General features: G+C 36.4%; 13 protein-coding genes. All 13 read right to left on the bottom strand.

The features are described 5' to 3' along the window. Positions 1-11: 11 nt before the first annotated feature. The 13 genes from ATS72_RS13630 to rfaH all read right to left on the bottom strand — a co-directional run bounded on the left by ATS72_RS13630 (position 12) and on the right by rfaH (position 15,228). Positions 12-1,430 carry a phosphomannomutase gene (locus ATS72_RS13630; protein ID WP_058428303.1) on the bottom strand — a complete coding sequence of 473 codons (1,419 nt, stop codon included), beginning with the start codon at positions 1,428-1,430 and terminating at the stop codon, positions 12-14. Positions 1,431-1,568: 138 nt separating this feature from the next. Continuing rightward, positions 1,569-2,975: a mannose-1-phosphate guanylyltransferase/mannose-6-phosphate isomerase gene (locus tag ATS72_RS13625; protein WP_058428302.1), complete on the bottom strand. Its 1,407-nt coding sequence runs from the start codon at positions 2,973-2,975 to the stop codon at positions 1,569-1,571. An 8-nt stretch (positions 2,976-2,983) separates the two neighbouring features. Next, complete coding sequence (locus ATS72_RS13620; RefSeq protein WP_058428301.1) at positions 2,984-3,610, bottom strand: haloacid dehalogenase-like hydrolase; 627 nt, start codon at positions 3,608-3,610, stop codon at positions 2,984-2,986. Continuing rightward, positions 3,607-4,182 (bottom strand): phosphoribosyltransferase family protein, encoded by a 576-nt coding sequence (locus ATS72_RS13615; RefSeq protein WP_058428300.1) that lies wholly within the window; start codon positions 4,180-4,182, stop codon positions 3,607-3,609. The genes ATS72_RS13620 and ATS72_RS13615 overlap by 4 nt, the downstream gene beginning before the upstream one ends. 4 nt (positions 4,183-4,186) lie before the next feature. Then, entirely contained in the window at positions 4,187-5,077 is an 891-nt protein-coding gene (locus ATS72_RS13610; protein ID WP_058428299.1) for a glycosyltransferase family 52, read from the bottom strand. Beyond that, on the bottom strand, positions 5,070-6,155 hold the full coding sequence (locus ATS72_RS13605; protein WP_139295587.1) for an O-antigen polymerase: 1,086 nt from the start codon (positions 6,153-6,155) through the stop codon (positions 5,070-5,072). Before ATS72_RS13605 ends, ATS72_RS13610 begins: the two co-directional genes overlap by 8 nt. Positions 6,156-6,363: 208 nt before the next feature. Then, complete coding sequence (locus tag ATS72_RS13600) at positions 6,364-7,548, bottom strand: hypothetical protein (protein WP_058428297.1); 1,185 nt, start codon at positions 7,546-7,548, stop codon at positions 6,364-6,366. A 3-nt stretch (positions 7,549-7,551) separates the two neighbouring features. Beyond that, on the bottom strand, positions 7,552-9,804 hold the full coding sequence (locus ATS72_RS13595) for an N-acetylneuraminate synthase family protein (protein ID WP_058428296.1): 2,253 nt from the start codon (positions 9,802-9,804) through the stop codon (positions 7,552-7,554). A 9-nt stretch (positions 9,805-9,813) separates the two neighbouring features. Then, the gene (locus tag ATS72_RS13590) at positions 9,814-10,500 is read right to left on the bottom strand and encodes an acylneuraminate cytidylyltransferase family protein (RefSeq protein WP_058428295.1); all 687 of its coding nucleotides are present in this window, start codon (positions 10,498-10,500) and stop codon (positions 9,814-9,816) included. Positions 10,501-10,503: 3 nt separating this feature from the next. Continuing rightward, positions 10,504-12,741 (bottom strand): polysaccharide biosynthesis tyrosine autokinase, encoded by a 2,238-nt coding sequence (locus ATS72_RS13585; RefSeq protein WP_058428294.1) that lies wholly within the window; start codon positions 12,739-12,741, stop codon positions 10,504-10,506. A 15-nt stretch (positions 12,742-12,756) separates the two neighbouring features. Continuing rightward, positions 12,757-13,191, bottom strand: a complete 435-nt coding sequence (locus ATS72_RS13580) for a low molecular weight protein-tyrosine-phosphatase (RefSeq protein ID WP_058428293.1) — start codon at positions 13,189-13,191, stop codon at positions 12,757-12,759. Positions 13,192-13,201: 10 nt separating this feature from the next. After that, entirely contained in the window at positions 13,202-14,314 is a 1,113-nt protein-coding gene (locus ATS72_RS13575; RefSeq protein WP_058428292.1) for a polysaccharide export protein, read from the bottom strand. A 434-nt stretch (positions 14,315-14,748) separates the two neighbouring features. Then, positions 14,749-15,228, bottom strand: coding sequence for a transcription/translation regulatory transformer protein RfaH (rfaH, locus tag ATS72_RS13570; protein ID WP_039036310.1), 480 nt, complete (start codon positions 15,226-15,228; stop codon positions 14,749-14,751). Positions 15,229-15,336: the final 108 nt, after the last annotated feature.

Raw genomic sequence — 15,336 nt, 5'->3', positions numbered from 1 at the left:
TCTGTAATAAACTAGTAGTTACTTATAAAATTTAATACATTTACTACAAGCTTTGTAGATGATTGTGCGCTGTTACTTTCAGTATAACAACGTAGCTCAGGTGCGTTGCCAGATGGCCTAAGGTGTACAACATCACCGCGTTCAAGAATAATACGTAAGCCATCAGTTGTATTTACAGAGTACCCTTCTTCATAGCCTAAAGAGCCTAAAAAATGGCTTGCATCATTTTTAAACTCGTTTATCAAATTTAAACTTTTCTCTTTTGCAAAGTCTTTAATGCGATCACTTGCAGTAAACCGTTGTGGTAGCTTAGCGAGCAACTTAGATACAGGCTCATTTTGCGCCAATAAAATCAATGCAGGTAATAGGGCATCTCTTGTTGGCAAAGCTTTAAGTGACTTGCCATTAAATGTTAAATCAGAGCCTAGTAAGTAACCCCCATTAGCTTCAAAGCCTGCGACTGATTTATATTGCTGAGCTAACTCTGCGAATTCAGCAATAACATACGGCGAGCCAATTTTAGTGCGTTTAACTTGCTTAAAACTCGCTGACTTTTCTATTGCTGTATTACAACTTACTGGCGTTGCAAGTGCTTCAATATTTAATAATTGGCTACAAAGCAATCCAAGTATATCACCACGTAACCAATTGCCATTTTCATCAGCAATTAATGGTCGGTCACCATCACCATCTGTTGAAAAAATAGCATCAAAGCTGTATTCGCTAGACCAAACCAATGCTTTTTGCTTATCCTCTTCCGATACAGCTTCAGTATCAATCGGTACAAATTCATCACTTCGACCTAGGCTGATAACTTCTGCACCTAGTTGCTCAAACAGTACCTTATAGATATCACGCCCTGCACTTGAATGCTCATAAATACCGATTTTCTTGCCTTTAAGCGTATCTGTACTGAAAAGAGAGGTATAGCGCTGTGCGTAAGATTCACTGGCAGTTGTATCTACTGTCAGTTCAGAAAGAGGTTCTGCTAATGCTGTGAATAAAGACTTGTTGTTCAGAATAGCTTGTTCATCAGCCTTTGTTATCTCACCGTCAGGGCGGTAAAATTTTAAGCCGTTACGATCAAACGGAATATGGCTACCTGTGACCATAATACATGGCATATTATTTTGCATTGCTTTGTATGCAAGTGCTGGGGTAGGTATTACACCATAATACACAACATTTAATCCATGCTGTTTTAACGCCTCTGCACATGCTTGTGCAATAGCATAACTACTTGGGCGGTTGTCTATAGCAATTGCAACTGTATCAAAAGTAAATTCATTTTCTATCGCAGATATAAAAGCAATTGCAAATGCCGCGTTTAAATCAGGAGTAAAATCCTTTACTAGGCCACGTGCACCACTTGTACCAAACTCAATACCACTTTTTGCAATGATTTCAGAGCAAACTAACTGGCTATCCATAAAAAACCTATTTATTTAACTATTTTACAAGAATACAACGAGCACAAAATAAATTGTACTAGCTGTATTTCTAACGTCTGATTACTAAAATCTGATGTCATTCATCTAATGTCTCAATCATGACACCTATCTCTTGGTTTATTTCACTCGACCATAACGGTCTTCAAAACGCACTATGTCGTCTTCACCAAGGTAAGAGCCTGACTGCACTTCAATTAGTTCTAAATCAACTTTGCCTGGGTTTTCTAACGCATGAACCGCTGTAATTGGAATATAAACAGACTCATTCTCTGTTACATATTGCTCTGTATCATCAATTTGTACTTTTGCTGTGCCTGATACCACAATCCAATGTTCTGCACGGTGGTGATGCATTTGTACAGACAACTTAGCACCTGGTTTTACGGTTATACGCTTTACCTGGAAGCGCTCACCATTATCAACTGAGTCATACTTACCCCATGGGCGGTACACTTCACGATGGAAAGTAACCTCTGAGCGCTCTTCTGCTTTTAGCTGGTTTACAATCGCTTTGACTTCTTGTGATTTATCTTTATGGGCAACTAAAACGGCATCTTTCGTGTTTACAATCACTAAGTCTTCAACACCCACTGTTGCGACGAGTTTGTCCTCACCAAATACAAGTGTATTTTTTGTATTTACGGCTTTTACATCACCTTTAAAGGCATTGCCATTTTCATCTTGCTCAGACACTTCCCAAAGGGCAGCAAAGCCACCAACATCGCTCCAGCCTGCATCCATAGGTACAACGACAGCGTCTTTAGTATGTTCCATTACAGCATAATCTATTGACTCATCGGGGCAGGCTTCAAAAGCGGCTTTATCTACACGTACAAAATCCATATCATCATTTTGCACTTGCATGGCTTTTTCACATGCTTCGTAGATATCTGGACGATAAGCCTTAAGCTCATCTAAATAGCGGCTTGCTTTAAACAAAAACATGCCGCTATTCCAGTAGTAATCACCGCTTTCTATATATTGCTTAGCTGTAGCTAGGTTTGGCTTTTCGACAAAACTATCAACTGCATAACCATGCTCAACTGCTTCACCACGTCTAATATAGCCATAGCCTATTTCCGGTTTATTACCGACAATACCAAACGTAACCAATTGATCTTCGTTTGCTAATTCTGCAGCTTTATTGATACTTGCTTGGAACGCTGCTGCATCTTCAATAACATGATCTGCGGCGAGAACAAGTAATAACGGGTCTTGCTCATTCTCAATTGCTTTAAAAGCGGCCAAAGCAATTGCTGGGGCCGTGTTACGCCCTACAGGCTCTAAAAAAATACCGCCATGCTCTACACCTAGTTGGCGTACTTGCTCTGCTGCAATAAAACGATGCTCTTCATTACAAATTAACATCGCAGGTGTATGTGCTAACCCTGTTAATCGAGTTAGCGTGTCTTGAAGCATGGTATGCTCACCATTCAGTTTTAAAAACTGTTTTGGATAGTTGCCACGTGATAGCGGCCATAAGCGTGTGCCAGAGCCACCCGCCATAATTACTGGTAAAATCATATACAACCTTAATCAAAAACTATTAAATTTGGAATGTGTTTGTAAAAAAATTGCTTTGTATAGTCATTAGTGTAGATCAAATAAAATTGGTCAGAAAAAAGTGCTAATGGTAGGTCTTCAATACTGTCACTAAACAAAGTTACATGAAATTTATCACGCTCTACGGCTAAATTTTCACTTAATAGTCTAGCTACAAAATCTCTCTTATTCTCACCTAACAATTCGCAATATACCGAGCTACTAGAACTTGTACATACAAAGTCTTGGAAGTGTCTATTTAAGTATTTTGTAAAAAAAGGAATAACGTATACAGATGGCGCAGCAGTAGCTAATATATTTATGTCAAATTTATTTACCTGTTTTAACACCTTTTTGTTTACGCATAGAGTTAATAAAAACACATAAAAATTTGCTAATTTACACCAAAAAACAGAACCTGTTTGTAGTGACAATAAATCTTTTTTGAAGGAATATCTATCTGTCCGCCCTTGCAATCTGAGTGTATAAAGTTTGAATAAAGAGACGTTATTTTTAAAGTCAAATAGTATAAAAAATGCGCTATAAATAACCCACATTTTAAAGGAGTTAACCCTAATTAGTGTTTCATCTAAATCAAAGACACCTACTTTAATCATTTTACGTCCATAGCCCAAGGGCAACGTAGTAACACTTGGTTATATAATGTAAAAGTTGGCGTAATTAATGGTTTCTTAAAGGTCACAGTAAGAACGGCAGTATGAATTTCACCATTGATACCTTTTGACTTTAAGAAATCAATAATATCTAAAATAGTTGAACCACTATCTATAGCATCATCTACTATAAGGATTTTTTTTATATTTTTAATTTTCAAAATTTCTACATCACCATTAAGGACTAATATATCGGCGGTATCTCTTAACATGCCTTTTTGATGAAACTTTCTTTCAGCTAGGTAGACCTCAAGCACGCGTAGTTTATTTAAGATAAACATAGGCATGAGGCGTAAGAATCTTGATACGTTTAACTTATTTTTCTTCTTAGTTGATCTTCTTTGCCTCTTTAAGATTAACTTATCGATAGAGTTAAAAGTATTCATATTGTCTAAGACATGTAAGCCACCTGTTGCGATTCCGACAATCAAGTCATAATCATTATCTGAAGCTTTTGCATATAAAGATTTACAAGCCTCTGAAAAATCCTCACCAAGTAAATTAACAACTTTCATTTTATTAATCCTTTTTGTTAAAAACAGAATTTTTTATCAGGCTATTTAATTTCTCTAAATAAAAAAACTCTGGAACATATTTACAATTTCTATATTCAAATATATTACAAATCACAGTAGAAAACATTGAAATATTAATAGTATATCTGTTACGCATTAAGTAACATTCAGCAGATTCGTTAACCTCTATCACTTTAAAGCCATTAGAAACCAAAGTATCTATAACCTTATTCTTTTCTCTAGGGTGGGTGAGATAATAAAATGGATAGGACTCATAATGCTTAGCTAATCGACATAACCCACTTATATATTTATCAATCGTTATAATGCCATCGTCTACTACTGGCTGAGCAATAAATATAACACCATGAACATCTTTAACATCTGTAAATACTGTTGGTTTATATACAAGATTCTTATTAACAAACCTATCGCGTATATTTAACTTATATCTTTTATAGTCCGGATCAAAAACTCCCTTACTGTAATGCCCTAAAATTAATTTCATCAATCCCTTTAAATAAAACAACTTATTATGATGTAAATTTAAATAGTGGTTTAGCCCATCTTCCCACATTTCCACGATAGTTTTTTTTTCGGTGAAAAAATCAATACAATGTCTTGAATATGGAAAATAATTATTAAATACAACGACCTTATTAAAATCACAGGCCATGTAAATATCATAGAGTTTCACATAAACACTTTTAGTATGTACTATCGAATGCGCCTCGAAAAAGTTATAAATTTTTACGTTTTCCTTACAAGTTAATGAAGGAGCTATAGTTAGATTATCATTTAGATTAACTAGATGTGTAAGCTCATCAGCTTCTCTATTTTGCTCAATTAGATCAACATGAAAAGAACTTCTAATAAAATACAGTACATTATTCAACTTTATTTCCTTTTAGTAATTTTCGAAACAAATAATCAAAAACAACTACGTAAAATATTATTTTCAAACCAAAGCCGAAGCCATAATATATAAAGAAAGGTATTGTGCTAGATAATATAAATCTATCTTTATAGCTTTTTTTATCAAATAAGTAGATTAAATACATAAAAATAACTGGTAGAAAAAACACACCAAACCAGGAAAAATTTAAGTAAGCTTCAACAATGAAGAAAGCACCTAGGTTGAGATTGTTTTCAATAAAATGCTCAGGGGATGCAATACTAGATATGACTTCATTTACTCTATTACTACCAACTAAAGGATCTGAGATGAAAGAAGGTAATATCTGAACTAAAGAAATAAAGTAATCTTTGCCCATACTCATGCTAGTATCTTTAGTAACAATAAAATAGCTGTAGAGTATGTTTTGTTCATGCCCTCCAAAATGCTCCATTAGGTCGCTAAAATTTAACTCATTGTTCATCAGTTTTTCAATCAGTTCTAAAGCTCCTAACTCTAAACCTCTTAATATCTGAAAAAAAATAAGAAGAAGATATATTAAGCCTCCTAAAAAAATATATTTTGACAGCTTTTTCCTTTTTGTATTTTCAAAAAAAAATAGGAGTGAGCAGATTACAACCATAACAAACGGAGCTCTAAATCCATTTAGAGCTAAAATTAATGAACTTAACATGACTAAAAAAAATAAAAGTTGCTGTAATCGAAACTTTGAGCCTTGATTAATTTTAAGCAAACCCTCTCTAACAGCCAATAGACTAAAAGTAATATACAAACTCATTAGAATCGTTCCACCTGGAATAACACCAACTAGAAATGAGTGCCTTGTAACTGTGCCCAAAGGTATAAATAAAACAATTGCAACCACCGAATAAAAAAAATACAACCTACCATTTGCTGTGAGAATACAGGTTTCATTCTTATTATTTAAGTCATTATTGGGTAAAAAGCTAAGAAAAAGGAAGAAGAGGATATTTAATATATTTAATATAGAAAACTCTTGGATGTATTCACCGAAACTGGTAATTGCTCTCCAACTTGTAAAATCGCCTCCTAACATAAAATAAATATCTATCGATAATAGGAAAAGCGTATTTATAACTATAAAAACTAGTATTGATGGCGATATAAATATTTTTTTATTAAATGAAAGATTCAATATCGCTGCAATAATATACACAAAAATGGATGACTGATTAAAATCAAATAAATACAAAATTATAGAAGTAAAAAAAAATGAAGTGTTTAATAATAAGAAGAACATTAGCTCACCGCTTTAATATCGTATTTAATAGAAGTGCAGACATCCCTGCTCCTCTCAAAATAGAGATTAATATTACTAAATAAACCCCATTCAGGCCAAAAAAGTAGGCACTAAAGAAACTCAATAAAACCACACTAAAGCTCGCATATATCATTCCTTTACTGCTAGAAAATTTCAGGTTAAATGTTCTTAATAAATGAAAAAATAAAATAAAGAATGCAATGATAAAGGCTTCAAAATTACTAAATACAAAATCTTCCCCCGAAAAAATAAAGCTTGCAACTATGCGACTCAATTGAGAGACAATTGTGGCGACTATGAAACATACAGTTAAAGTTGAAAAAAGATATATCAGACCATTCTTTAGGTTCCCTAAAATATTTTTATAACTTAAATAACTTAACAACGGATTTGAAACTACTAAAACAACAGGTGTTATGAAAAAATTTATTACAATTAATGCCTTAACTATTTCTACATAAACAGACTCAATAATAAAGTATTCATAAAATACTATATCCCCTCTTATAAGGAGGGCTAAACTGAAGTAAGAAAAGATAAAGTATAAAAGAGGCTTACAACTAACTGATTTATTTACAACTTTTATAAACCCGAAGTCCTTGCAAAGCTTTTTCTTTATAAAAATAAAGAAGAACATTTCGCACAAAGCAAGAGAAATGCAAAAGATAGCTAGATAAAGAGTGGGCTCTGCACTTGTCAATTTTAAGGTAATTAATACAACTATTAATGGCAAAGACTTAAAAAGAATATAAACCCAATTAATATTAAACTGCAACTTATTGAAGTAAACCTTTAAAGCTAGATTATTTCTAGTACAAAAATATACATAGATGCTTAAGATAATACTATTCTGTACATTCTGTGTTAATAAATAAAATATTATAACGCTGGATAAAGATAATAGAGAAAAATTTTGTAAAAAGTTCAGTAATTCTTCATTTAGGCAGCCTGAGGTGCTATTTTTTGTTAGATAGTCTGGTACCCCCCCTACAAAACAATATGATACCATTTCTATTAAAAATATTGCAGTTGCTATTATAATAAAGCTTTTCTCATCTAGCCTTTGAATAATTGGTAATGCTATAAGTTGCCTAAGGAAACTAAAAAGAAGAGTGGAAAATGAATATCCACTCGTCTTCTTTAAAAATAATAATATCGCGGACCACACGCTCTAACCCTCGTTAAAGGATTCTAAAAACTCTAGCGCGGACCAAAACCCTTCCCCATTATTTTTATGGCCTTGCCAAACTTCGGGGATAAATTGAATGTTTTGATTCACTTTATTTAACAGGTTAAATAGAGCAGTAAAGTCAACATCACCTTCACCGATAGCAACCCCTTCTCCATCGCTGCCTTTAGCATCAACAATATGCATATGTACGTTATATGGCGCGACTTTATTTACAAAATCTATTAAGCTCCACCCATAGTAATTACAAGACATCATTGAATGTGATACATCTAAACAAATTTTTATTTCTGGGTTGTTTTCGCAAAAACTAACAATTTCATCGGCACATACAAATAAGTTATGGTAACTTTGCCCACCAAAGTGCCAAGGGAAAGGCGGCATTGTTTGAATAGCAATGGTCACACCCGTTAAATCAATTTGCTTAAGCGCATCGCTAATCAGGTCATACTTAGCCTGTTTTAAGTTAGTATCGATAAAGCCATTATGATTCCAACCACCCGCATTAACTACAATTACTGGATTTGTTGTTTTAGGGAAATAGGTATTGAGCTGCTTAGTAATTTCAACCACTCGTGTCAAAAGCGCTATTGATTGCGCTCTGTACTCAGGGTTGTTAGAACATAAGTCAAGTATATGATCATTAGCAAATAGCTCTGGGCTATGCACCGCAAAACCTATATCTTCATGGCCATCAAAATACTTTTTAAGATCCACTTCTAAATCTTGGTAAGATAAATGAAATTCAACAAAGTCTAAGTTAGTTCCTTCTTTAATTGCTCTGTAATCATGATAGCGTACTGGAACACCAAATGGACGTTTAAACGAGTAGTTTCTCTTTTCAATTTGCCCTGTAATGTCTGTCATATAAAAGAATGAGCCAGCTTCTATATCTCGATTTGCAACAGTACCTACCAAATCATCTAATCTATTAGGTTGTAAACCTTGTCCAGGGCTTTTTATTTCTACCAAATCTCTGGTAATAACAGTCCCTTTTTTAATACCTTTTTTAGCCACTAAACTCTTAGCTAGGTTTTCGCGATTAATTAGCTCTCCTTGTGTAATTTCTCGCGGAGCTTCGTCACTGCCAAGCGCCTCTTCTACATTGCGTATTTGAGTAACCATTTCTTTAAGCTCACCTGGCAATAAACTTACCTTGTGGTCAGTGCCCTCTAGCGTTTGATCAATTGTTAAGTGCTTTTCGATTACACATGCACCTAAAGTAATTGATGCAACAGGTACACATATTCCTCGCTCATGCCCTGAGTATCCAACAAGTTGCCCTGTAATTTTACGCAGTCGGTTTAAATATTTAAGATTTACATCTTTAAATGGAGTTGGGTATGTAGAATTGCAGTGTAAAAGAACGTAGTTAGCGCCCAAAGTGTTTAAAAAGCTAACCGTTTCTTTAATTTCAGCTTCTGACGACATACCTGTAGAACAAAAGAAAGGTTTACCTGTATTTGCTATTGCTTCTAGCAGCTCAAAATTTGTAAAATCAGCAGACGCAACTTTATAAGCTGCCATACCATACGCTTCAAGCTCTTTTAATGAATCTAAATCCCAAGGCGTACATAAAGGTAAAACACCTTTTGACTTCGCATAATCAAATACTTCAATCAGCTCTTCATTTTTAAGCTGAAATCGTGAAAGTAAGTCAAGCGTATATTGAGCACCTAAATCAGCACTATCATCGTTTTTTCCTTCGCTTTTATAAAGCTGTTTCATACTACGCATTTGAAACTTAACACAATCCACTTTTGCAGCTACAGCATGATCTACTAATTCTTTTGCTAACTTAATATCACCTTGGTGGTTATTACCTATTTCGGCAATAATAAAGCTAGCACTTGATTCAGATATTTCTCGATCGCCCACGAAAAAGCCATCTTGCTTCTCAAAAGCAAGCTGTATAAGATGATTAGCGCTATCTACTAAAGGAATACAATCTACACCATTGATAAATAAAGTTTCGATTTCCGATTTATCTGTTTTAAAATCTACCGCTTTCACTGAGGTGTTCATTATTTCTTTAACTGGTACAGCTAAATCTATTTTATTACTTTTGGTAAGCCACCTTCTAACATCACCATCAGACAGGCTACCCAGTAGTTTGCCATGCTCAGTTACAATAAATACAACGCGGGCTTGATTGTCATTTATTTTAATCAAAGCGTCTGATAATTTCGCTTCTGAAAAGCAAATGTATTCCTGTATGTTTTTTGTTAAAAACATTATGTTTCCTTAACTTAAATTATTATGCTTCACTAACTCTTCACAAATTGTAAAGTCGATATGTGAATCTATTTCAAAGCTTTCTATTTCTGGTGTCTCAAACATACCAATTTTACCTGTTAAACGATTTTTTGAGGCTAGCAATTTTTTTGTGTTTGTAATATAAAACGAACCCGTTTCTAAATACTCTTGATCTTTTTCTTTAATATCTTGTCTTCTTGGCCTGTTCATAAAATCGTAAGAAGCGCTGGGGTTATCTTTATCTTTCCAAGTAAAGCGGTGAGACAATGATACGCTTAACATGCTGTCATAGCCTTTTAACTTAAAACGTTCAATAGCTTTGTCAAACGTACCTTCTGCTCGTAAAGGAGATGTGCATTGAATTAATACAAAAATTTCAGGCAGTTCATTCTTGTCATTTAAATAATCACAACAATGTAGCATTGCACTTTCAGTTGTGGCTATATCGCTAGATATATCAACGGGTCGCATGAATGGTACTTCGGCCCCGAACTCTAAAGCAACCTTAGCTATCTCAGGACAGTCAGTTGAAACAATAACTCTATCAATATTTTTCGACTTTTTAGCTTGCTCAATGCTCCAGGCTATTAATGGTTTACCTGCCAATAATTTGATGTTTTTTTTAGGTACACCCTTAGAGCCACCTCTAGCCGGTATAAATGCAACTACTGACATATTTTACCCTTTTAAATCTGATTTATATTCGTAGTTGTAGTAACCATAGTACCCGTAGGCATTACTGGCTTTTTTAACTACGCCATTAAATACTAAGCCTTTTACATCTATGCCGTTTTGTTCAAAGCGATTGCGCGTTAGCTCTATTTCGCGAACATGGTTTTGGCCAAAGCGTGCTACTAATAATGTGGTACCACAATGCGCGCTTACTATGGCCGGGTCGGTTACGGCAAGTATTGGCGGGGTATCTATAATTACTAGGTCGTAGGCTGCGCTAATTTGTTCAATAAATTGACTAAAGTTGCTATGCATTAACAGCTCTGACGGATTAGGTGGTATTTGCCCGCGCGTGATTACATTTAAGTTTTCAACTTTGCTTGCTTTTGTTATTTGCGCTAAGTTTAAACGGCCCGATAGGTAATCACTTAGGCCGTCGTCCCACTTTAAACCAAACTGCGTTTGTAAGTAGCCTTTACGCATATCGGCATCAACTATAAGTACTTTTTTACCACTTTGCGCCAATACTGTGGCCAAGTTTACTGATATAAACGATTTACCTACACCTGGGCTTGGCCCCGATATTGCTATTATGTTATTTTTTGATTCGATCATTGCAAAATGTAAGCTGGTACGTAAGCTACGTAAGGCCTCTATGGCTAGGTCTGCAGGGTTATCTACTGCTAGTATAGATTTGGCTTTTCCTGCTTTTGCTTTTTTAGACTTAGCACCAAACCCTACCAAGTTAACTTGGTGTTCTGAGTGCGGCACACTTGCATATACGTTAATGCCTAGGGCTTCTATTTCGCTTGGGTCTTCAATCCCTTTGTGCATAGCTTTTTGAATCAGTACTATGGCCACCGCTAAAAAACCACCTAGTAACGTTGCAACTACTGCTATTAATGCTTTTTTAGGTTTTACGGGTTCGGTTGTATCTACCGCTGCAACATCAACAACACGTACATTACCTACGGTGCCAGCACGCACTATGTCTAACTCTTGTGTTTTACTAAGTAGTAGCATGTAAATTTCGTTGCCTACTTCTACATCACGTGTTAAACGTAATAGCTCTTGCTGGGTTTCTGGCAGGTTACTTACTTCAGCAGTTAGCTGCGCTTTTTCGGCTTGTATTGATTCTATTTGCTTAATTAAACCTTGGTATGCTGGATGTTCGCGCTTAAATTTACGGCTAAGCTCTAGGCGCTTTAGGTCAAGCTCTTGCAAGGTTGTGTCTAGCTCTACAATTTGTTCAAGAATTGCTTGTGTTTCTAGTGTAATGTTTACCGACTGTCGCTTTTTTTGGTAGTCGTTAAATCGTTGCTCTGAGCCTTCTAGCTGTTTTTTAACCTCAGGCAGTTGTACCTCTAAAAAATCGAGCGACTTTTTAGCCTCTGCGCTGTTGCGCTCTACGTTTCGGCGTACGTAAATGTCAGCCACTTTATCAAGTACTTTTTCAGCGTGCGCTGCATTTTTATGCTCGTAGGCAAGAGTAATAATACCTGAATCTTTGCCTTTTTCGCTAGCCGAAATTTCTTGCTGTAACTCAACTACTGTGCGGTAACGGTTGTTTTTTACTAAGGTAAACACAGTACCAGGGCGTGCATTTAAAGCACGAACTGTAAGGGCATAAAAGCCTGCGGCTTCGTCTTTACCTACTGTGCCGTTTAGTACTGCACCGCCATCTGGGTTTAATAATTCGTACTGATTATTTTGTTTTATGTGTAATTCAAACTCCTCCCCTTCAAATGCTTGGGGCACTATAAACCTAAATACGTTTATAAATTCGCCGCCCCATGCATAGCTACTGGCGCCTAGCAATGGGTCGGCTACATCGTTTGGTTTGTTGGCTACAAATCCTCTGTAAAACTTACCACCAATAACAGGAAATAATTTAGGCTCGGCTACTATATCAAGTTTAAGTGAATCAACCGCCTCGCCAATCACACTGCGCGATTTTAATAGCTCTATTTCGGTTACGGCCTCACTTGAGCTCTCAAACATGCCTGCCATGTCATCTAGGCCTGGCACAGAAGGGCTACTTTCTTCTACTTGTATGAGCGCTGTGGCTTTGTAAATGGGTGTACTAAATACTGCTACAGCCACCCCTATTATTGCAAATAATACAGTTATTAAAACTATAAAGTATTTACGGTCGAGTAATGTGCCAAATAACGCTAGAAGATCTATTTCTTGTTCGGTTGATTTATTTTGATTATTGGTTGGAGCTGTAGGCTGAGAGGTCATTTACTTTGCCAATCCTTATAAATACTTTTGCCAAGCGCTACAAGCGCTATCGATTAATGCGTATACGTGCTCAAAAGCCTCTTGGCTTTGGCGGTAAGGGTCTGGTATTTCGGCATTGTTGATCCATTTACCTAATAAAAATGTTTTACCGCGCGCTTCGGGGTAGCGTGCGTGTAAATCATTTAAATGTCGTCCTTCCATAACTAAAATTACGCTATTTTGCGCAACGAGTGCCGATGTAAGCTGGCGACCTTGATGGGTATCCATATTTACACCATGAACTTGGGCAATTTTTTTTGCCATTGCATCTGCTGGCTTACCTTCAAGCGCTGTTAACCCCGCAGACGACACTTTTATATTTTTACCTTCCAGCTTTTGCTTTAATACATACTCGCCGGTTGGGCTGCGGCAAATATTGCCGGCACACACAACTAAAACAGAATCAAACATTATACCCGCCTTAGTTGTTTATATCGTTTAGGTTATCAACGGTAGCTACCGACGGTAACAATAAGCTTATTACGCGGTTCCAACGGGCCAATGGGGCTGATGTTACATATACTATATCGTGCGGCTGCAGTTCAAACTGCTCGGCCAATACAAGTGCTGCAATGTTTTTTGCATGAAGCTGGTATACGTTTGCAAGCACACCCGTTTGCTCTAAATTGCTTTTACGTAAAACGAATACGCCGTTTGCATCTGCTGTATTTTCATTTAAGCCGCCCGTGTCGCTTAATGCTTGTGCTAGGTTTAAGCCATAACGGTTAAGCGTAACCGACCCTGCTCGTTTTACATCACCTAATACAAATACTTTTTGTTGATCGTTTCGACTAACGTGCACTATATCGCCATGTTGTAGTAAGCGATTTTGCGAAATATCACCATGAGCATAAAAATCATCAAGCTCTATTACTTCTGTTTTGTCGCCACGGGTAAACGTTACTGTACGCCAATCGGCTGATTCGGTTAGGCCGCCAGCTTGATTTAGTGCATCTATCAAAGTAAGCGGTGTACTAGTGACAGGGTAAACACCTGGTTTATTTACTTCGCCAGTAACATACGCTTTTTGGCTTCTAAAACCGACTACTTTAACATCTATTTGTGGGTCTTCAATTACTCTACTAAGGCGTTTTACTAGCTGTTCACGCACTTCACTTATGGTGTGTCCTGCAGCTGGAATGTTTGGTGCGTATGCGTAAGTAATGGTGCCATCTTCTTGAACTCTGAAACCGTCAAACTCTGCGGTGCGCTGCGTACCTGCTGGTATGGTTAACTCTGGGTGATCCCATACACCTATTGTGAGTACGTCTCCTACACCTAGTTTATATTGGTAATTGCTTACGTTTAACCCCACGGTATTCGATATTGGCTTTGCGGCCACACGTGCTTGTTTTTGTTGTTTAATTAGTGACGAGTCAATTATTTGAATGTTTACTTTTTCTAGGTCTTGCTCAAGGTTTTGAGTTTGCTCGCCAGATTCTATGCCTTCAAAATGGCTACCTGGTACTATGGTGCAACCGGTAACTGATAGTATTGCGAGTGAAGTGATGAGTGATTTACAGCTTAACGCCATCGTAGAATCCCAAAATTATTTTAAATATTGCACTTGCCCACCAACCTTGGTGAGTACTTGTATTTTATCGGCTAATTAAAGCATGAGCTTACTTTGCACGCAAGCCGAAACACGCTTTTGCGCTTTGGCATTCCCTTAAATAAGTATTTATGCTTACTCAGTGTTTTATAAAATATAGACAGCAATCAGTGGCTGATTTACTTTATGAGTTATTAGCATTCACGCTGGCAAACTACGCGTCTATGAATAGCCACTCGGGCACGCTTCACGTTCCAGTTCGTCCCAGAGCTCCTCTCGCTCCAGCTTGAAAGCAAAATCATTTGCTTATCTAGCCCTTCGGGCACGCTTCCGCCCCTAGGTTGCAGTTCCTACTTACTGATAAAAGCTAAGTTTTGATGAGCGGGGTAATAATTTAATACTTGCCACTAAGGAGTTTATTTAAAATCATTGTTGTCTATGCTTATTTCTACTTCTTTGTTAAGCAATTTAATTAACAAAATGCTTCGGATATCTCCATCAGGCTCTTTATATATGGCATCTATATTGTTAAACGAGTTGTTATTTACGTTTACCCTATCACCTGATTTCGGCAGTTCGGATTTAGTAGTGTACAAACGTTCACACTTTAGTTGTTCTATTATTTGTATTGGTACAATTTGGTATTTGGCACCATATGCAACAAAACTTGCTATTCCGCGTGTGTTTTTTACAGCAGAAAAGTTACCGTTTTTTGAATCAAGGAACACAAATAAATAATTTGGAAATAAAGCAGATTTTTTGATGGTCTTACGACCTTTGACCAGCCTTTCGGTAGTCAATTGGGGGTAAAATGCTTCAATCCCTTGATTATTTAAGTTGGTTTTTGCCCGCTCTTCCTGACGAGGTTTACACACTACTAAGTACCAACTTTCCATAGCAATCCTACATAACAAAATTGCAATTAACACAAGATTAAACTAAATCAGGTGAGCATTATAGCTAATACTAAACACCTATGTAAACTGGCAATTAAAATAAATAAT

Origin of the sequence: Pseudoalteromonas sp. 13-15 (assembly GCF_001468205.2) — a bacterium.
Taxonomy (GTDB): Bacteria; Pseudomonadota; Gammaproteobacteria; order Enterobacterales; family Alteromonadaceae; genus Pseudoalteromonas; species Pseudoalteromonas marina.
This window is presented reverse-complemented; position numbering and strand designations above follow the sequence as displayed.